The sequence below is a fragment of the Acidimicrobiia bacterium genome, from assembly GCA_040902765.1.
GTDB lineage: Bacteria > Actinomycetota > Acidimicrobiia > Spongiisociales > UBA11373 > DATKBG01.
This window is the reverse complement of record JBBDWO010000002.1, coordinates 103052-121480: the sequence shown is the minus strand read 5'-3', so window position 1 is coordinate 121480 and position 18429 is coordinate 103052. Positions and strand designations below refer to the sequence as shown.

21 protein-coding genes and 1 tRNA gene are annotated in these 18429 nt (G+C 68.2%); 14 read left to right on the top strand and 8 right to left on the bottom strand.

The annotated features are described in order from the left end of the window. Positions 1-153 precede the first annotated feature (153 nt). Both recR and WEA29_00870 read left to right on the top strand, forming a co-directional pair. On the top strand, positions 154-747 hold the full coding sequence (gene recR, locus WEA29_00875; GenBank protein MEX2322314.1) for a recombination mediator RecR: 594 nt from the start codon (positions 154-156) through the stop codon (positions 745-747). Continuing rightward, positions 744-1856: a DUF3524 domain-containing protein gene (locus WEA29_00870; GenBank protein ID MEX2322313.1), complete on the top strand. Its 1113-nt coding sequence runs from the start codon at positions 744-746 to the stop codon at positions 1854-1856. The genes recR and WEA29_00870 overlap by 4 nt, the downstream gene beginning before the upstream one ends. On the opposite strand, the gene glpX is transcribed toward WEA29_00870, so the two are convergent. Further along, on the bottom strand, positions 1820-2833 hold the full coding sequence (glpX, locus tag WEA29_00865) for a class II fructose-bisphosphatase (GenBank protein ID MEX2322312.1): 1014 nt from the start codon (positions 2831-2833) through the stop codon (positions 1820-1822). The two genes, WEA29_00870 and glpX, sit on opposite strands and share 37 nt — an antisense overlap. After that, positions 2830-3999 carry an acetyl-CoA C-acyltransferase gene (locus WEA29_00860; protein MEX2322311.1) on the bottom strand — a complete coding sequence of 390 codons (1170 nt, stop codon included), beginning with the start codon at positions 3997-3999 and terminating at the stop codon, positions 2830-2832. The genes glpX and WEA29_00860 overlap by 4 nt, the downstream gene beginning before the upstream one ends. A gap of 124 nt (positions 4000-4123) precedes the next feature. On the opposite strand from WEA29_00860, the gene mce reads away from it, so the two are divergent. Together mce and WEA29_00850 are read left to right on the top strand one after the other, a co-directional pair. Further along, a complete protein-coding gene (gene mce, locus WEA29_00855; protein MEX2322310.1) occupies positions 4124-4531 on the top strand; it encodes a methylmalonyl-CoA epimerase in 408 nt (135 codons plus the stop codon). Beyond that, a complete protein-coding gene (locus WEA29_00850) occupies positions 4528-4746 on the top strand; it encodes a hypothetical protein (GenBank protein ID MEX2322309.1) in 219 nt (72 codons plus the stop codon). The genes mce and WEA29_00850 overlap by 4 nt, the downstream gene beginning before the upstream one ends. A 3-nt stretch (positions 4747-4749) precedes the next feature. Here the strand turns inward: WEA29_00850 and WEA29_00845 are convergent, their stop codons facing one another. The 3 genes from WEA29_00845 to WEA29_00835 form a co-directional block, all read right to left on the bottom strand. After that, positions 4750-5955, bottom strand: coding sequence for a HAMP domain-containing sensor histidine kinase (locus tag WEA29_00845; protein ID MEX2322308.1), 1206 nt, complete (start codon positions 5953-5955; stop codon positions 4750-4752). Between the two features lie 126 nt (positions 5956-6081). Further along, positions 6082-6921, bottom strand: coding sequence for a PHP domain-containing protein (locus tag WEA29_00840; protein MEX2322307.1), 840 nt, complete (start codon positions 6919-6921; stop codon positions 6082-6084). After that, a complete protein-coding gene (locus WEA29_00835; protein ID MEX2322306.1) occupies positions 6921-7592 on the bottom strand; it encodes a peptidylprolyl isomerase in 672 nt (223 codons plus the stop codon). Before WEA29_00835 ends, WEA29_00840 begins: the two co-directional genes overlap by 1 nt. 87 nt (positions 7593-7679) lie before the next feature. Here WEA29_00835 and WEA29_00830 point away from each other — a divergent pair, with 87 nt between their 5' ends. Together WEA29_00830 and WEA29_00825 are read left to right on the top strand one after the other, a co-directional pair. Beyond that, complete coding sequence (locus WEA29_00830) at positions 7680-8906, top strand: aspartate kinase (protein ID MEX2322305.1); 1227 nt, start codon at positions 7680-7682, stop codon at positions 8904-8906. Further along, a complete protein-coding gene (locus tag WEA29_00825; GenBank protein MEX2322304.1) occupies positions 8903-9913 on the top strand; it encodes an aspartate-semialdehyde dehydrogenase in 1011 nt (336 codons plus the stop codon). Before WEA29_00830 ends, WEA29_00825 begins: the two co-directional genes overlap by 4 nt. Before the next feature lie 142 nt (positions 9914-10055). Here the strand turns inward: WEA29_00825 and WEA29_00820 are convergent. Together WEA29_00820 and WEA29_00815 are read right to left on the bottom strand one after the other, a co-directional pair. Beyond that, positions 10056-10129 (bottom strand) — tRNA-Pro (locus WEA29_00820). Positions 10130-10209: 80 nt separating this feature from the next. Continuing rightward, a complete protein-coding gene (locus tag WEA29_00815) occupies positions 10210-10578 on the bottom strand; it encodes a response regulator (protein ID MEX2322303.1) in 369 nt (122 codons plus the stop codon). Positions 10579-10635: 57 nt separating this feature from the next. Here WEA29_00815 and WEA29_00810 point away from each other — a divergent pair, with 57 nt between their 5' ends. The 6 genes from WEA29_00810 (at position 10636) to WEA29_00785 (ending at position 16144) form a co-directional block, all read left to right on the top strand. Then, positions 10636-11892, top strand: a complete 1257-nt coding sequence (locus tag WEA29_00810) for an NfeD family protein (protein MEX2322302.1) — start codon at positions 10636-10638, stop codon at positions 11890-11892. 127 nt (positions 11893-12019) lie between these two features. Continuing rightward, positions 12020-12283, top strand: a complete 264-nt coding sequence (locus WEA29_00805; GenBank protein ID MEX2322301.1) for a WhiB family transcriptional regulator — start codon at positions 12020-12022, stop codon at positions 12281-12283. Between the two features lie 63 nt (positions 12284-12346). Continuing rightward, on the top strand, positions 12347-13081 hold the full coding sequence (locus WEA29_00800) for a hypothetical protein (GenBank protein MEX2322300.1): 735 nt from the start codon (positions 12347-12349) through the stop codon (positions 13079-13081). 28 nt (positions 13082-13109) lie between these two features. After that, positions 13110-13850 carry an MBL fold metallo-hydrolase gene (locus tag WEA29_00795; GenBank protein ID MEX2322299.1) on the top strand — a complete coding sequence of 247 codons (741 nt, stop codon included), beginning with the start codon at positions 13110-13112 and terminating at the stop codon, positions 13848-13850. Then, positions 13847-14980, top strand: coding sequence for a peptidoglycan DD-metalloendopeptidase family protein (locus WEA29_00790; GenBank protein ID MEX2322298.1), 1134 nt, complete (start codon positions 13847-13849; stop codon positions 14978-14980). Before WEA29_00795 ends, WEA29_00790 begins: the two co-directional genes overlap by 4 nt. A 42-nt stretch (positions 14981-15022) precedes the next feature. After that, positions 15023-16144, top strand: coding sequence for a peptidoglycan DD-metalloendopeptidase family protein (locus WEA29_00785; protein MEX2322297.1), 1122 nt, complete (start codon positions 15023-15025; stop codon positions 16142-16144). Positions 16145-16256: 112 nt separating this feature from the next. Here the strand turns inward: WEA29_00785 and WEA29_00780 are convergent, their stop codons facing one another. Next, the gene (locus WEA29_00780; protein ID MEX2322296.1) at positions 16257-17411 is read right to left on the bottom strand and encodes a P-loop NTPase; all 1155 of its coding nucleotides are present in this window, start codon (positions 17409-17411) and stop codon (positions 16257-16259) included. Positions 17412-17578: 167 nt separating this feature from the next. Here WEA29_00780 and erpA point away from each other — a divergent pair, with 167 nt between their 5' ends. Continuing rightward, positions 17579-17941 (top strand): iron-sulfur cluster insertion protein ErpA, encoded by a 363-nt coding sequence (erpA, locus tag WEA29_00775; GenBank protein MEX2322295.1) that lies wholly within the window; start codon positions 17579-17581, stop codon positions 17939-17941. Between the two features lie 97 nt (positions 17942-18038). Beyond that, a complete protein-coding gene (locus WEA29_00770) occupies positions 18039-18419 on the top strand; it encodes a Rid family detoxifying hydrolase (GenBank protein MEX2322294.1) in 381 nt (126 codons plus the stop codon). The last annotated feature ends 10 nt before the right edge of the window (positions 18420-18429 follow it).

Here is an 18429-nt window from a genome sequence, read left to right as displayed (position 1 = left end):
CCCCCTCCGTCATCGGCCTCCGGCCGCTGCCACCTCCCCCTGCGGGGGAGGAGAGTCAGAACGGGCCGGCCCTGATCCGCGCGGTGTCCAAGTACCAAATACCAAGTACTTATGTCTGCTCTGAGCTATTGGCTCTGAAGTACCCTGACCGGAATGTTCGAGGCTCCGGTGCAGCGACTCATCGACGAGCTGGCGCGACTACCCGGCATCGGCCAGCGGTCGGCGCAGCGGCTCGCCTTCCATCTCCTCAATACGGAGGAGGCCGACGCTCGCCGCCTCGCCGAAGCGGTCGTCTCGATGCGAGAGACGGTGCGGCCGTGCTCCCGATGCTTCAACGTCACCGACGTCGAGGAGTGCACCATCTGTCGTGACCCGCGTCGCGACACCTCCGGAATATGCGTCGTCGAGCGCGCCCAGGACATTGTCGTCGTGGAGCGCACCCAGGAGTTCCGGGGTCGGTATCACGTCCTCGGCGGCGCTATCTCGCCGATCGAGGGCGTTGGTCCCGAGCAGCTCAAGGTCCGCGAGTTGGTGGCACGGATCGAGCAGGAGGAGGTCAAGGAGGTGATCGTCGCCACCAATCCGACCGTGGAGGGTGACACCACCGCCCTCTACCTGGCCAAGCTGCTCAAGCCGCTCGGTGTCCTGGTGACCCGGCTCGCCGCCGGCCTTCCCGTCGGCGGCGACCTCGACTACGCCGACGAGATCACACTCGGAAGGGCACTCAGCGGTCGTCGCGAGATGTGACCGAGTCGTCGGGCCGTTCGGTCCTGCTCGTCTCTCCGTATCACTCGGGATCGCACGCCCAGTGGGCGTCGGGCTATGCCGCCGCCTCTCGCCACCGGGTGCACATCGTCAGTCACGAGGGGCAGTTCTGGAAGTGGCGGCTGAGTGGCTCGGCGCCCACCCTCGCCGAGGCCGTGGTCGATCACATCGCCGAGCACGGGGCGCCGGACGCGATCCTCGCCACCTCGATGACCGACGTGGCCGGGCTCCTCGGGCTGGTTCGCCGCCAGGTCGATGCGCCGTGCGGGCTCTACCTGCACGAGAACCAGATCACCTACCCGACGAGCGGTCGGACCACCACGGAGCAGCGACTCGGGTTGATCGCCTGGACTTCGCTGCTCGCTGCCGATCGGGTGGCCTTCAACTCGGCGTTCCACCGGGACTCGCTGTTCGCCGCCCTGCCCGGGTTCCTCAACTCCTTCCCCGACCGACGCCAGCATCACCTCATCGAATCGGTGGCAGCCAGGTCGGAGGTGCTCCCGGTGGGAATCGACCTGAGGCGGCTCGACTCCCACCGTCCGGACCACGGGTCGCCGCCACTGCTGGTGTGGAACCACCGCTGGGACCCCGACAAGGCTCCCGAGGCGTTCCTCGACCTGTGTCTCGATCTTGCAGAGAGCGTCGACTATCGCGTGGCGCTCGCCGGCGAACGGTTCGTCGGCCAGGGCGACGAGTACCGCCCACTCATCGACCGACTCGGCGATCGGGTCGTCGTCGACCGGTTCCTCACCCGCGACGAGTACGACCGGCTGCTCGTCACCGCCGACATCGTGGTCAGCACGGCCCATCAGGAGTTCTTCGGGGTGTCGGTGGTCGAGGCGATGCATGCCGGGGCCTTCCCGGTGCTCCCCGACCGCCTGGTGTACCCCGAGCGCGTCCCGATCGAACTCCATGACCGCGCGTTGTATCGGGGGCCCGCTCACGCCGTCGAGCTCTTGAGGGCGGCGGTGGAGGACATCGAAGGCACCCGACGCGTCGCCGAGGGGCTGCGCGCGATCACCGGCCGGTTCGACTGGGGAGAGGTGGCCCCGCGCTACGACGACTGGATCGAGTCGATGATCGGCTCGTAGGCGCTGGTCACCTCGCCGAGCCGATCGAAACGGTGCTCTGCCTCCATGAAGCGGATCGTCCCCGTCTTCGACCGCATCACCACACTGTGCGTGCGGGCACCCCCCGGGGTGTAACGAACGCCGTCGAGGAGTTCGCCATCGGTGACGCCGGTGGCGGCGAAGAACACGTCCTCTCCCGACACGAGGCCCCGCAGGTCGATGATCTCATCGAGGTCGAGCCCGGCCTCGGCGGCGTAGCGACGCTCCGAGTCGTCCCGGGGCCACAGCCGGCACTGCATCTCGCCCCCCATGCACACGAGCGCGCAAGCGGCGATGACTGCCTCGGGGGATCCGCCGATGCCGAGGAGCACGTCGATCCCCGACTCGGGGAAGGCAGTGGCGGTAGCCGCGGAGATGTCTCCGTCCGGGATCAGCCGGATGCGTGCCCCGGCGGCACGGACGGCCGCGATGTGCCGTTCGTTGCGAGGCCGGTCGAGGATGATGGCGGTCAGGTCGTCGACGTCCTTCCCGAGTGCCCGGGCGATGCTTCGCAGGTTCTCCTCGACCGGTGCCTCGAGGTCGATGGACCCCCTGGCTTCCTCACCTACCGCGATCTTGTCCATGTATACGAGTTGTCCCGGGGCATACATCGTTCCGCGCTCGGCCAGTGCCATCACTGCCAGTGCCCCCGGTCCGCCGTTGGCGGTGAGTTCGGTGCCGTCCACCGGGTCGACGGCGATGTCCACCTGCGGTGGGTTTCCGTTGCCGATTCGCTCGCCGTTGTAGAGCATCGGGGCGTGGTCCTTCTCACCCTCGCCGATGACGACCACACCGTCCATGTCGACGGTCTCGAGGACGGCGCGCATTGCGTCGACGGCAGCCTGGTCGACCCGCTCCTTGTCGCCGCGCCCCTGGTACCGGGCAGAGGCCATCGCCGCGGCCTCGGTGACCCTGGCCAGATCGAGGGCGAGATTCCTGTCGGCGGGGAGATCGGTCATCCGGCGACCTCGACCACGAGCGCATCGCCCTGGCCCCCGCCACCGCACAGCGCGGCGACGCCGACGCCGCCACCTCTGAGGCGCAATGCGTTGATGAGCGTGACCACGATGCGGGCGCCGGTCGCTCCGAGCGGATGGCCGAGAGCGACGGCACCTCCGTGGACGTTGACCCGGTCGTGGTCGAGCCCAAGCAGGCGCGTCGACCATAGAGCGACGGCGGCGAACGCCTCGTTGATCTCGACGAGATCGAGGTCCGAGACCGCCATCCCCGCCCTCTTGAGCGCCACCTGGATCGCCTCGGCAGGTCGCTCGTGCAGGGTCGCGTCCGGGCCCGCCACCTGACCGTACGCAATCACCCTGGCCAGTATCGGGAGATCGGCGGCGGCGGCCGCATCGGCGTCGGCGAGTACCAGAGCCGCGGCCCCGTCGGAGATCTGTGAGGCGTTGCCGGCCGTGATGGAGCCGTCGGGGGCGAAGGCCGGCCGGAGGGCGCTCAGCGAGGTGAGGTTGGCCTCCTGGCGGATCCCCTCGTCGTTGGTGACGGTCACCGGGTCGCCCCTGCGCTGGGGGACCTGAACCGGGACGACCTCGGCGGTGGTGTCGGCGGCGGCGGCCCGGGCGTGGCTGGCCGCCGACCACTCGTCCTGCTCCTCGCGCCCGATGCCGAGGGTAGCGTTGCGGAGGTCGGACGACTCGCCCATGGTGCATTTGTCGAAGGCACACCACAGGCCGTCGTGGGTCATCACGTCGACGAGGGTGGTGTCACCCATGCGGGCTCCCCACCGGGCGGTCGGCAGCACATATGGGGCAGTACTCATCGACTCCATCCCGCCGGCGACGGCGAGGGATGCCTCGCCGAGTCGGATGGCGCGATCGGCGATGGCGATCGCCGACATGCCGCTCAGGCACACCTTGTTGATGGTCGTGGCGGGCACGGTCATCGGAACCCCGGCGCCGACCGCTGCCTGACGCGAGGTGATCTGACCCGCACCGGCCTGGAGGACGTGTCCGAACAGGACCTCGTCGAGCCGTGCCGGATCCACCCCGGAGCGGTCCAGCGCGGCGGCGATGGCAGCGCTGCCGAGGTCGACGGCGCTCATGTCCTTGAAGGCTCCCCCAAAGCGTCCGATCGGTGTGCGAACGGCCGAAGCGATGACAGTGGGCATGAGGAGACGTTACCGGTTGCCGGTGGCCAGTTTCCCGTGACCTGTTGCCTGTTGCCTGTTGCCCGTCACCCGTCACCCGTCATCCGGGCAGCCGGTAGCCGGTAGCCGGTAGCCTCCTTTCCCCATGCTCCCTCTCAATCTGCACCACACCGCAATTGCTGTGCGAGATCTCGATGCGGCGATCGAGCGGTTTCGCGCCTTCTTTGGCGTGGAACCGCTGTATCGCGAGATTGTGCAGAGTCAGGATGTCGAGGAGGCCATGATCCCGCTGGGCGGCTCGTATCTTCAGCTCCTGATGCCGCTCTCGCCTGACGGTCCCGTCGGGCGCTTCGTCGCCAAGCGCGGTGAGGGACTCCACCACGTGGCGATTCAGGTGGCCGACATCGACGGGGCTCTCGACGACCTCCGTTCCCAGGGAGCCGAGCTGGTCGACGAGCAGCCGCGCGTCGGTGGCGGCGGGCATCGGATCGCCTTCGTCCATCCCCATGCGTTCGGCGGTACTCTCGTCGAGCTCGTGGAGGTGAGCGCATGAGTTTCGACTTCGACGGTGGGGTGGGCTCCCTCGAGGCCGCTGCGGTGCTCGCCGCCCTCGCCGTCTTCGAGGAGGAGCTGACCGCGACGCGGTCGGTGCCAGCACCTCGACCGGTTCAGAGCGCCTGGGTGATGTCGGGCCGTCCCCGAGAGGTGACCTCGCCGTTCGCCGACGAGATCGACGGTCTGCGGCGGTCTCCGGCGCCACCCACCTGACCCCTACGCGTCGGACGACTCCTTGCCGCTCGCCGCTTGTGGCTGCGGCTCGGCGTCGGCGACGGCCCGTGGGAGGGTGAAGCAGAATCGAGCGCCGACTGGGAATCCCGGCTCGTACCAGATCCGCCCACCCATCGCCTCGATCAGGTGCTTCGCCACCGCCAACCCGAGCCCGAATCCCGACTGGGTTCGGGAGTGTCCCTGTCGCGCCTGTTCGAAAGTTCCGAAGATCCGGTCGCGGTCCTCCACCGAGACACCGAAGCCGTTGTCGGCGATGACGATCTGATAGTCGTCGCCGGTCGGTGTCGCTTCGATGCTCACCTGGTCGCCACCGTACTTACGGGCGTTCTCCAGGAGGTTGCGCAGCACCTGCTCGACCCGGTTCGGATCGGCACAGACGTTGACGTTGCCGCCGATGGTCACCGCAGCCGACCGTTCGCCGCCGGCCGGGTACAGGAGGTCGACGATCTTGTAGACCGCCGGACGCAGTTGGAAGTCGGTGGCGTCGAGCAGCAGGTTTCCCGCTTCCAGGCGCGGGATGGCGAGGACGTCTTCCACGAGGTTGCCCAGGTGCTCGGCCTCACCGACGACGATGCGCAGGAATTCATCGACCTCGTCTGGGTCCAGGTCACGCCATCCGTCCTTCATGGTCATGGCGAACCCGGCGATGGTGGTGAGTGGCGTGCGCAGTTCGTGGGTGACCATGGCCACGAACTCGTTCTTCATCTCCGATGCGCGGCGCTCGGCGTTGATCACCGCCTGCTGGCGGGCACGGGCCGCCTCCATGCGGCGGGTGCCTGCCATGAGGGTCAGCGCCAGGGCTCCGAGGCAGAGTGACGCCTCCGTCCACTGGATCGCGGTGGTCGTTGGCGTGATCACCGCTGCGGTGCCGATGGCGAAGCGGATGGCGACACCGACCGCCGACGCCACGCCGACGACGAGGAGGCCGCGGATGCCGGTGAAGGTGATGGCGGCGGCGACGGCGTAGGCGCCGAAGGCGACCAAGGCGATGCCACCCTGGGTGCCCACACCGAGGACCGCTCCTGCGGCCAGGGCATCTACCGCCAGCGGAGTCAGCGGGCCACCTTTGCTGTGGGCCCGAACCAGGGCGTCGACAACCACGAACCCGATGACCAAAGCCTTGAGAACACTGCCCGGGACCTGGCGCACGATGCCGAAGGCGGCGACGCCGAGGAGGGCGAACGCCATCGCAGCGCGGGAGCGCTGGAAGGCAAGGCGGGCAGACCGGTAATCGACCGGTCCTTCCCTCTTGCGGGGCCGGGGGGATGTGTTGTTAGCCAAGACATCCCCTATCGGCAGCTTCCGGCGCCCTCCTTAGCCCGTAGTTCGACGCTCCAGGAGCTCGGTGACGGCCGTGTCGGGGACTGTCAGATCGCCTCTTCCGGTGCCCACGGCGAGCCCGGGCTTATACGTGCCGTGGTAGTCGCTGCCCCCGGTGGGGACGAGGCCCAGGGAACGGGCATGACGATCCAGGCGGTCCCTGAGGTCGGGGGCGTACTCCCCGTAGTGGCACTCGACACCGTCGACGCCGAGACCGGTGAGTCGTTCGAAGAGGTCGAGGAACTCGATCTCTCGATCGGCGATGGTGTGCGGGTGGGCTACTGCGGCCACGCCGCCCGACCGGTGGATCAGGTCGACTGCCTCCGGAAGATCCAGGCGCAGTCGTCCCCGATAGGCGGGTCTGCCGGCGGCGAGGTACTGGTCGAAGGCGTCGGCGATGGTGGCGACGACGCCCTTCTGGACGAGGACCGCGGCGATATGGGGCCGTCCCACCGAACCCCGGCCCCCTTCGATGGCGATGTCGTCCTCGGTGATGTCGACACCGAGGTCGACGAGCGCGGCGACCATCGCCCGGTTCCGTTCATCCCGGTTGCCCCGGATGTCGGCGAGGAGCTCGGCGATGGGGGTGTCGGGCTCGATCCAGTAGCCGAGGAGGTGGACGGCCCGGTCGCCCCACGCCACCGACAGCTCCACCCCGGCGATCACCTCGATGCGACCCTCTCCCGCCGCTATCGCCTCGGCGTTGCCGTCGATGCCGTCGTGGTCGGTGAGGGCGACCGCGGTGAGGCGGGCGGCCACGGCGAGTTCGACGATCCTCGACGGGGTGTCGGAGCCGTCCGAGTAGTCCGAGTGCGTGTGCAGGTCGACGGCCATCAGCCCTCGACGGTCAGCGATTCGATGTAGACCGTCTCGAGGGGGACGCTGCGCTCGCCGCGGGAGTTCACCGCCAGCGGTACGGCGAGGATCGCGGCGATGGCATCGGCTCCGTCGACGAAGCCGCCGAACACGGTGTAGGCGGCCGGTAGTTGGATGTCGGCGACCACGATGAAGAACTGACTTCCTGCCGAGTCGGGACCGGAGTTGGCCATCGCCACCACGCCGGGGCCGTAGGCGAATCCTTCCGGGGGCAGTTCGTCGGGCAGGCGATAGCCAGGGTTGCCGGTCCCGGCCGCGGTCGGGTCACCGCCCTGAATCACGAATCCCGGGACGATGCGGTGGAACACCGTGCCGTCGAAGTACCCGGCTCGGGCGAGGAACACGAAGCTGTTCACCGCCTGCGGGGCCACGTCGGGGAACAGGTCGAGGGTGATCGGTCCACAAGACGTATCGAGCCGCACCCGAACGGTTCCCGTCAGGCCCTGGTCTTCGGGGGCGTCGAACTCCATGGCCCGCGCTTCGGGCGGAGCCGTGGCTCCACAGGCGGTGGGCTGGTTCCGGAAGGCCGTGTACTCGGCCGAGGTGACCGGTGGGCCACCCGAGTCGCCGCCGCACGAGACGGCGACGACGGTGACCAGGGCGAGGAGGCTGACGGTACGGCGCAACACGGGGACGAGGTTACCGGCGCTCGGTGCCCATCGATCGCGTCGGCGGTTGCACCGGGCTAGCGGGGTGGCGCCGGTACGCTCGCGCCGATGGCTCTCGTCGTTCAGAAATACGGCGGTACCTCGGTCGGTGACCCCGACCGGATCCGTGCCGTCGCCCGCAGGGTGGCGGATCGACGGCGCTCCGGCGACTCCGTGGTCGTCATCGTGTCGGCCATGGGGCACACCACCGACGAACTGCTCGCCATGGCCCGCCAGGTGAGCGACAGCCCACACCCGCGGGCCCTCGACATGCTGCTCACGGCCGGGGAGCGGATCTCGATGGCGCTGCTCGAGATGGCGATCCGGGATCAGGGCGTCGAAGCGCTGAGCCTGACCGGCTCGCAGGCGGGCATCCTCACCGACATGTCGCACGGGCAGGCGAGGATCAAGGACATCCGGCCGTTTCGCGTCGAAGAGGGGCTCGCCGCCGGAAAGGTGATGATCGTCGCTGGTTTCCAGGGGGTGAATCCCGACACCAAGGAGATCACCACGCTGGGGCGAGGGGGCTCCGACGCTACCGCGGTTGCCTTCGCCGCTGCTCTCGGAGCCGACGAGTGCGAGATCCTTACCGACGTTGCCGGTGTGTTTACCGCCGATCCCCGGTTGATCCCCGAGGCTCGCAAGCTCGATGAGATCTCGTACGAGGAGATGCTCGAGTTGGCCGCAGCCGGTGCCCAGGTACTGATGGGGAGGTCCGTAGAGTTCGGCATGAGGTACTCCGTTCCCATCCACGTCAGGTCGTCCTTCGACGAGGGCGAGGGGACGTGGGTCAAGGAGATGACCATGGAACAGGCGTTGGTGAGCGCGGTGGCGCACGACACCTCCCTGTCGAAGGTGACGCTGCGCGCCGTGCCTGACACGCCCGGGGTCGCCGCCATTCTGTTCGGTGCCCTGGCGGGTGCCGGGATTTCGGTGGACACGATCGTGCAGAACCAGTCGAGTGCGGGAGTGACGGACATCTCGTTCACCGTGGCGCGCGGCGAAGTGGCGACCATCCGGCCGCTCCTCGACGGCGTCGCCACCGAGATCTCGTCGACGGGCGTGGAGGTCGACGACCGGGTCGCCAAGGTGTCCATCGTCGGCGCCGGGATGCGTTCCCATCCGCAGGTGGTCGCCGACATGTTCCGCATCCTCGGTGACGCCGGTATCAACATCGACATGATCACGACGTCGTCGATCAGGGTGTCGTGTCTGATCGACGAGGACGACGCTCCCAAAGCGGTCCGTCTGCTCCACGACGCATTCCAGCCGCCGACGATGGCCACCGCATCATGACCACGGTCGCCGTCGTCGGAGCCACGGGCGCGGTCGGCCGGGAGATGCTCGCCACCCTCGAGCGGCGCGCCTTCCCCGTGGACCGACTCCGTCTGATGGCCTCGGAGCGATCGGCCGGTAGCACCGTCCACACTGCATGGGGTCCGGTCGTGGTGGAGGATCTCGCCGACGCCGATCCCGCCGGGTTGGAGGTTGCTCTCTTCTCAGCGGGCGCCGATCGGTCGCGCCTCCATGCGCGTCGGTTCGCCGAGGCCGGCGCGTTGGTGGTCGACAACTCCTCGGCATGGCGGATGGACCCGGGTGTTCCCCTGGTCGTCGCCGGCGTCAACGACGGTGCGATCGCCACCCATCAGGGGATCATCGCCAACCCCAATTGCACGACGATGGTGCTGCTGATGGCGGTGGCGCCCCTGCACCGCGCCGCGGGCCTCGAGGAGTTGGTGGCGACCTCGTACCAGTCGGTGTCGGGGTCGGGGCAGAAGGGCGTGGACACGCTCCTCGAGCAGGCCGCCCACCTCGGCGCCGATCCGGATGCTCTTCGGACAGGGAGTTGGACCGAGCCGCCCGAGGGCGTGTATCCGCGGCCGATCGGCTGGAACGTGGTGCCGTTCGCCGGCGGAGCGGTCGAAGGCGGTTACACCGACGAGGAGATGAAGCTGGTGAACGAGACCCGCAAGATCCTCGATGCGCCGTCCGTGCTGGTAGAGCCAACGTGTGTTCGCGTTCCCGTGGTCGCCGGTCACGGGGTGGCGGCCACGGCCTGGTTCTCACGGTCCGTAGATCCCGTGGAGGCGGTCGGCCTGATGGCCGCCGTCGCCGGGGTCGAAGTGTGGCACGACAAGGTGCCGACCCCTCTGGATGCAGCAGGGATCGACGAGGTGCTCATCGGCCGGGTCCGGGCCACCCTGGGTCGTCCGGGCGGCGTGTCGCTGTGGGCCGTCGGGGACAACCTGCGCAAAGGCGCAGCCCTCAACGCGGTGCAAATAGTCGAGTTGGCCAATAGCTAAGAGCTATTGGCCGCGATTCGCGATGCGCAATTCGCGATTCGCCGGAACACCGGACGGGCGATCAGGGGTTGATCGCCGCCGTGACCTCTCTTCTTCGTCTTGCGAATTGCGAACCGCGAATTGCGAATCGCGCCTCCTGAGGTCGGGACGGCCGGATTTGAACCGGCGACCTCATCGTCCCGAACGATGCGCGCTACCAAGCTGCGCCACGTCCCGTAGGGGCGGAAGCGTAGTGCTTCCCAACGGCTGTTCCGCTCACGTCGCGTGTGTTGACGACGGGGGCGCCTGCCGGTGAGCTAGGCGGGAGTGCCGGCGCCAACGGCGGCGTTGATGGCGGCGCGGAGCGCGTCTGACGAGAAGGGTTTGCGGACTGCGGCGACCGCTCCGGAGCGCCCTGCCAGGAACGAGTCGGCGTCGCGGTCGAGCAACAGGATCACCGGCGGTGCGTCGTCGCCCGTGGCCCTGACCTCGCGACACACGGCCATGCCGCCCATCGAACCGATCTGAAGGTCGACCAGGACGGCGTCAGGTCTGTCGGCGGCGAGCCGGTCTGTGATCTGGCGGGGGTCGTCCAGATGGGTGATCTCATACGACCGGTCGGCAAGGCTCGCCAGCACGTCGTTGACGATCCACGGGGTATCGGCGACGAGGAGGATGGACGGCATCGGAGGTCAGGCTAGCGGCCCGCCTTCGCCGCTCGACATCGCTCGTACCATGGGGGCATGCTGCGTCGGCTGCTCCTGTTCATCGTCGTGTGTGCTGTCGGCCTGCTCACCGTCTCGGCAAGCGCGGGCACCGACTCGAGGGTCGATGTGATCGTGGTCCGTGGCAACCTCGATGCTCGGGCGATCGACTTCGTGGTGGGTGCGGTGCTCGAATCCGATGCCCACCTCGTCGTCCTGCAGATGGATCCGGGCGTGGTGTTGTCCGATGACATCGCCGGCCTGCTCCAGGTCGTGTCCGATCCGCCGGTACCTCTCGCCGTGTGGTTGGGGCCGGCACCGGCGTCGGCACGCGGGGGCGCGGCTCTGGTGATGGCGGCGGCTCCGGTCACTGGCGCCGCCCCCGGTACGGTCATCGGGCCGGCCCTGCCGGTCGTGGCCGGCGGCGACGACGACACGATGGTCGACGAGTTCGCTCCTTCCTTGCCATCGGAAGTCCGAGGTGGTCAGGTGGTGGTGGGTGAGAGCCCGATCGTCAGCCTGGTCGATCTCGTTGCCCCTTCGATAGGTCAGTTCGTGGTCGGACTCCACGGCATGGAGGTCGTCGTGGCCGGCGAGACGGTGACCCTCGAGACGGCCCGTACCGAGGTGGTGGATGGTGTGGCGTCGATCGTGCCGCTCCATCAGGTGCGGTTCATCGAACCCGGTCTGGTCGATCGAGTGCTCGCCGTTGGAACCCAACCGGCGACCGTGTTCGCCTTCCTCGTCTTCGGGCTCGCCCTCATCGTCTTCGAGTTCTACGCAGCCGGTCCGGGCATCGTCGCCGCCATCGCGGCGAGCATGTTGCTCCTCGCCGGACACGGGATGGCGACCCTGCCGGTGTGGTGGCCGGCCGTCGGCGCCGCGGTCCTGGCGGTGGTGCTCTACGTCGTCGAGTTTCAACGCAACGATCTGGGTTGGAAGAGCGTCCTCGGCACGCTCCTGCTCGGGTTCGCCGGCTTTCGCTTCGTCGGCGGCGACGAGACCCTCACCCCGTCCTGGTGGACCGTGGTGTTGATAGTCCTCGCCACCGTCGCCTTCTTCGGGATCGCCCTGACGACGGTCGCCCGAACCCGCTTCGCCACCCAGACCATCGGCCGGGACCACCTGATCGGTCGGACTGGCACGGCGCTGGGTGCTCTCGATCCTGAGGGTCTGGTGGATCTCGATGGCGCCCGCTGGAAGGCCCGAGCCACCAGGGCGGCAGGCATCGGTAACGGCGATCGGGTGACGGTGGTCGCGGTTCGCGGGGTGGTGCTCCTCGTCGATCCGAACTGACCTGACAACGTCGTGCCGAGAAGGGCCCAGGCATCTTTTCCCTGGCCCTTACGAGCACCCCCTGCTAGCGTCGCCGCCGCTGGCGGCTGCGGGGATCGAGGAGGCGGTAGTGCTCGAAATCGGTGCGATGGATCGTTCATGGCAGGTGAACGGTCTGTGTAGGGGCAACCATTCGTACTTGTTCTTCCCACCGAGCACGGTGGAACGCAAGGATGATCGGGAGCGTCGTGAGGAACGGGCCAAGGCGATCTGCCGGGTCTGTCCCGTCCAGGGGCCGTGCCTCGAGTTCGCGGTGGAGATCCGCGAGCCCTACGGCATCTGGGGCGGCCTCACCGAATTGGAGCGCCGGCAGGTGGTGTCGCGTCGCCTCGCTGCTACCTCCGCCGAATAGGTCGACACACTCCCGCAGCTGTCGGGGGTGTTCACAACCCGGGAACCGACCTATATTCGGCTTGTGTCCCCCGCAGGCTCCGCCGTCGTTCGTCCACGCCCGGCTTCAACCGTCATCGCGGTTCGTCCCGCTGCCGACGGCGTGCAGACCCTGCTGGTGCGGCGGGATCGGTCTGCCCGCTTCATGGCCGGGGCGAGGGTGTTTCCCGGTGGATCCGTGGACGACGCCGATCGCGGTGCCGCTGCGGCAGGGGTCGTGCGCTGGAGCGGGGACGCCGAGGAGCTCCCGTGGAGGGCCGCCGCGTTACGCGAGTTGTGTGAAGAGGCCGGGCTCGCCCTGACGCGGCCGGGGGTTGACGAGCCCCTACCCGGGGGAGAGGCACTGTTCGCCGCCCTCGCCGAGCGTGGGGCGATGCTCGATGCGGAGCGGTTGCACTACCTGAGCAATTGGATCACCCCTGCAGGCCTCCCCAAGCGATTCGACACCCGGTTCTTCGTCGCTGCGGTCCCGGCCGATGCCACGGCGCGTACCGATGACATCGAAGTGTTCGAACCCGAGTGGGTGAGGCCATTACTCGCCCTCGATCGCGCCGCTGCCGGCGAGTGGCTGATCGAGCTTCCCACCCGTGTCCACCTGGAGTTGCTGGCCGATCTGGGCGATGTGGAAGCGATCCTGGCCCACGCGGCAGCGGCGGAACCGCATCCCATCGAACCGGTGCTCGTGTCAGACCCGGATGGCGCCGTTCGTGTCGTCGTGCCGGGGTCACCCTCGCGATCCGAGACCGTCCGTGGCCGTTGAACGCATCCTCGCGCCGAATCCGGGCCTGATGACAGGTCCGGGAACCAACACGTGGATCGTGGATGATGGAGGAGAGTCGGCCATCGTCGATCCGGGGCCTCGCTCGGACGAGCACGGCGATGCCATCCGCGCCGCGGTGGCGGGCTCCCGTCCGGTGGCGGTGCTGGTCACCCATACCCACCCCGACCACGCACCGGCTGCGAACCCGCTCGCCGAGGAGTTCGGGATCCCGGCCGTCGGATTCGGGGACGGCCCGGACTTCGCCGCCGATCGGACGGTGACCGATGGCGATGAGATCGCCGTGGGTGATCTGTCGCTGCGCGTGGTGGAGACGCCGGGTCACACCCCCGACTCGATCTGTTTCCGGCTCGGCGACGACCTGTTCACCGGGGACCACGTGATGGGTGGATCGACGGTCGTGGTCGAAGACATGGGCGCCTACATGGCCTCTCTCGAGCGGCTCCTCGGCACCGGGTTACGTCGGCTGTACCCGGGTCATGGCCCGGTGATCGACCAGCCCGACGACGTGCTGGCCGCCTACCTGGCCCACCGACTCGACCGGGAACGTCAGATCGTGAGAGCGCTTCATGATGGGGCGACATCGGTCGATGGGATCGTGACCATGGTTTATCAGGACGTCGACCCGGCGCTCCATCCGGTCGCTGCCGTCTCGGTGGCGGCCCACCTCCGCGCGCTCGTGGCGGATGGTCGCGCCGATGCGACCGTGATCGATGGGTACTCGCCAGCCCTCTACGAGGACCTGCCATGAGGCGCTGGCTGCCGATCGCCGTCGTCCTGCTCGTCGGACTGCCGGTGATTCCGGTCGGAGCCGAGGTCACACCGGCTGAGGTCGACTCGGCGCGTCGGGAGCTGCGGAGTGTGTCCGACATGCTGCAGAGTCAGACCGCTCAGTACGACGCGGCGGTGGCTCGGGAGGCGGTGCTGCGCGACCGCCTCGACCGGATGTTGGTGGAGCTGACCGCCAGAGAGCGGGATCTGGATCGGGCGCGGCGGGATGCCCTCGATCACGCGGCCGAGATGTACATGACGGCCGGAGCCACCCGCTCGGTTCTGGTGTCGGTCGCCGACGTCGGGGCGTTCCCTGCCCGGCTTGTCTACTACGACTCGGTGGCCACCACCGACCGGCAGGCGGTGAACACCCTCGAGGCCTCGCGGCGCGACTACGAACAGCAACGTGAACTCGTCGACGCATCGCTCGCCGAGCAGGCCGAGTTGCTCGTCGAGATGGAGGCGCTCATCGACGAGATCTACACACGCCTGGAGGACGCCAACGATCGCTATCAGACGGTCAAGTCGGCGTGGGACGCGCAGGAAGCCGAGCGCATCCGGCGGGAGGAGGAGGAGCGTCGCCGGCAGGAGCTTCTGGCCCTGGCGACGACCACCACCACCACGCCCCCCTCCGGTGGCACGCCGCCTACCACGGGCGCTCCTCCCACGACCGTGGCCCCTCCACCTTCGGTACCGTCCCAGCCGGCCGGGACCCGGGTATGTCCGGTGGACGGCGCTCACTCATTCACCGACACCTGGGGTGCCCCCCGGGATGGAGGGCGCACCCACTCCGGCCAGGACCTGATGGCACCCAACGGGACCCCGCTGGTCGCCATCGAGGCCGGACAGGTGTATCAGGTCAACTGGCACGGCTCCGGCGGCAACCAGTTGTACATCCTGGGCGACAGTGGCGGGCTGTGGTACTACGCGCACCTGGCGTCAGCGGCGACCGTGTCGACGGGTTCCAGGGTCGAGGCGGGGCAGCGGGTCGGGTACGTGGGTGCCACCGGCAATGCGAGCACGCCCCACCTCCACTTCGGGTGGTACCCGGGTGGCTCGCTCTTCGGTGCCCTCGCCAACCCGTATTCGATCCTCGTGTCCGTCTGTTGATCTGTCTCGCAATTTCCCTGCGTGGGTAACCTCGCCGTGCGTATGGCCGAGTTGGCTCCTGCCCCTCTCTCGTCCTGGCGACGGTTCGCCATTGTCACCGTGGTTCTCACCGCGGTGATCGGCCAGACCATTGCCGCTTCCGCCGAGGTGACCCGCGCCCAACTCGACGAGGCGCGTGGCCGCGTCAACGCCAAGCAGTCCGAGGTGGATGAGCGCCTCGCCCAACTGGACTTCATCGCCTTGCAGCAGGACCACACCCTGGCGCGGATCGGGCGGATCGAGGCCGACATCGCCAATCGTGACCGCGAGATCGCCCTCGCCGAGCTGGCCGCCAAGGAGCGGGCGCTCGACATGTACCTCAACTTCGGCTCGAGCACGTCGGCGATCTCCGCGATGAGCCCCGAGTCGATCGGCATCCTCGGTGCCCGCAGCGCCTATCTCGATGCTCTGGTCGACGAGGATCTCGACGCGGTCAACCTGCTCGTCTCGCTTCAGGAGGATCGGTCACGCCTCACCGATGAGCTCGAACAGCTGTTGGTGGTACAGGCGGAACAGGCAGCGGAAGTCCAGGTGCAGATGAACGCTCTGCTCGATGATCTCGAAGTGATCAACACTGAGTACCGGGCGCTCGCCGAGCAGTGGGAGCGGGAGGAGGCGGTGCGGGAGCGGGCGCGCCGGGCGGCGCAAGAGGCGGCTCAGCGTGCGGCCGCCGCCAGGGGTGGTTTCGCCACCAGCGCCCACATCGACCCGAGCGGGAGGACGTGTCCGGTGCCGCCCGGATACGGCAACACGTTCCGCGACTCATGGCTCGAGCCCCGCCCGTATCGAAACGGTGTCCATCACGGGACCGACATCGTGGCTGCGACCGGGACGCCCCTGGTGGCCATGGAGAACGGCACCATCGTCAATGGGAGCCCCTCCTGGCACTGGGCCGGGGGCAATCAGTTGTACCTTCGGGGAGACAGCGGCGACGTCTACTACTACGCCCACTTGCATGGGTTCGCTCCGGGGATATCGTCCGGGAGTCGCGTCGGTGTCACCCAGATCATCGGGTACGTCGGCAGCACCGGTGCCTCCAGCATGCCGCACCTGCACCTGGGCCTCCAGCCGGGCGGCGGTCCGTTGACCAACCCATATCAGCTGCTACTGAAGCTGTGTAGGTGAGTCGGCCTTCGGCCGACTCGGGCTACCAGCTGCCAGCTACCAGCCAGACGCGCCGAGCCTTGCCTGCTGGTTCTTGCCGGTAGCCGGTAGCCGGTAGCCGGTAGCGCTCTGGCTACTCGCTGCTCGCTACTCGCCCCAGCTGTTCCATCAGGACCGCGATCCTTGCGGTGCAGGTTTCTTCGGCGGCGGGGGGGACGAGTTCCACGATTCGCGCAGCGGCGGCGATGATCGCCTGGGCCGACGGAGCATCCGGATGGGCGACTACTACCGGGTTCCCGCCGTCGCCGCCTTCGACGACGAAGGGGTCGAGTGGCACCCGGCTGATCAGGGGCACGCCGAGGTTGTCGGCGAGTTCCTGCCCACCGCCGGATCCGAACAGGTCGTAGGTCCGCCCGTCGTCGGCGGTGAAGCCGGACATGTTCTCGATGACTCCGACCACCGGCATGTATGAGCGGCGTGCCATGTCGGCGACCCTGGCCGCCACTTTCTGCGCCGCCTTCTGCGGGGTGGTCACCACCACCATTTCCGCCTGTGGGAGGAGCCGGGACAGCGCCATCTGGATGTCCCCGGTGCCGGGCGGCATGTCGAGGACCAGGTAGTCGAGGTCGCGGTCCCAGGCGACATCGGTGAGGAACTGCTCGAGTGCCTTGGAGAGCATGAGACCCCGCCACATGAGGGCGGTTTCCTCCCGGTCGACGAGCAGCCCGGTGGAAACCAGCTGTACGCCGTGGGCTTCCTCGGGCAGCATCTTTCCGTCGTCGTTGGCCTGAATCCGGCCGGTGGCGCCGAGCATTCGGGGCACGGAGAATCCCCAGATGTCGGCGTCGAGCAGCCCGACCCGGAAGCCGGCGCCGCGCAGGGCCACCGCCAGGTTGACCGCGATCGACGACTTGCCGACACCGCCTTTGCCCGATCCGACGGCGATCACCCGGGTCGTGGGCGACACCATGGTCGGTGTAGCGCCCTCACGAGCCTTGCGTCGGGCCACCGACATCAGCTCGGAACGCTGCCTCTGGGTCATCGCCGTCACCTGCACCACAACCTCGTCGATCGCATCGAGTGCCCTCACCTTACGGATGACGTCGTTCTCGATCTGGTCCCGCATTGGGCAGGCGGCGATGGTGAGGGCGATCGAGATGGTGGCGACACCGCCGTCCACCGAGATGTCGCGGACCATGCCGAGTTCTACGACGTCGCCCCCCAGTTCCGGGTCGACGACGCCGCGCAGCGCCGCCTCTATGTCTTCGACGGTGCGAGTGGTGGTCACACGAGCAAGGTAGTGCTTGTGAGCGATACGCAATTCGCGATTCGCAATTCGCAAGCGCCCCGGAACACGTCGGACGGCCCAAGCGGCGGTTCTGCGAATCGCGAATAGCGAATAGCGAATTGCGGCCCCGGGCTGGCCCCCAACCGGGGTGCACGTATACTCGCCCCATGCAGACTATTTCGATCACGCCGCGCGGGGCTGAGCCCAAGGTGACGCTGACTGCGTCGGCGGTGGCCAAGGTCGCCGAGCTGATGGCCCGTGAGGACGAGGAGGGTCTCGCCCTCCGCATCGGGGTCCGCCCCGGCGGCTGTTCCGGGTTCTCGTACGAGATGTACTTCGACGCGGCGGTCGACGAGGGCGATGTGATCAGCGACTACGACGGTGGCGTCAAGTTGATCGTCGACACGCAGAGCCTCGACATGCTCAACGGCGCCGAGGTTGACTACAAGGACGGACTGTCCGGTGCCGGTTTCCACATCAACAACCCGAACGTGACCCGTTCGTGTGGGTGTGGCAACTCGTTCTCGTAGGGGACTCGCAATTCGCTGAGCGCTGATCGCCCGGCATCCGTTGCCGGTTGAGTGCGGGGCTACCCTTCCACGTCTGACACCCGAGGAGCCTCATCACATGCCCAAGTCGCTGCCTGAGACGCCCAGTGGACCGAAGGCGCTCGGCCCGTACTCGATGGCTGCAGAGGCCAACGGGTTCGTGTTCCTCGCCGGTCAGGTCGCCCTCGAGCCGGCCACCGGTCAGAAGGTCGATGGCGACGTAGCCGCTCAGGCGGAGCGGGTTCTCGACAACATCGCTGCCATCCTGGGCGACCTCGGCCTGGGGTTCCCGGACGTGGTGAAGGCATCGGTGTTCCTCGCCGACATCGACGACTTCGCCGCGGTCAACGCGGTGTACGCCCGATACTTCGACACCGACCCACCCGCTCGATCGACGGTCCAGGCGGGTGCCCTCCCCGGCGGCTACCTCGTCGAGATCGAAGTCATCGCCGCACGCTGAAGGAGCGCCC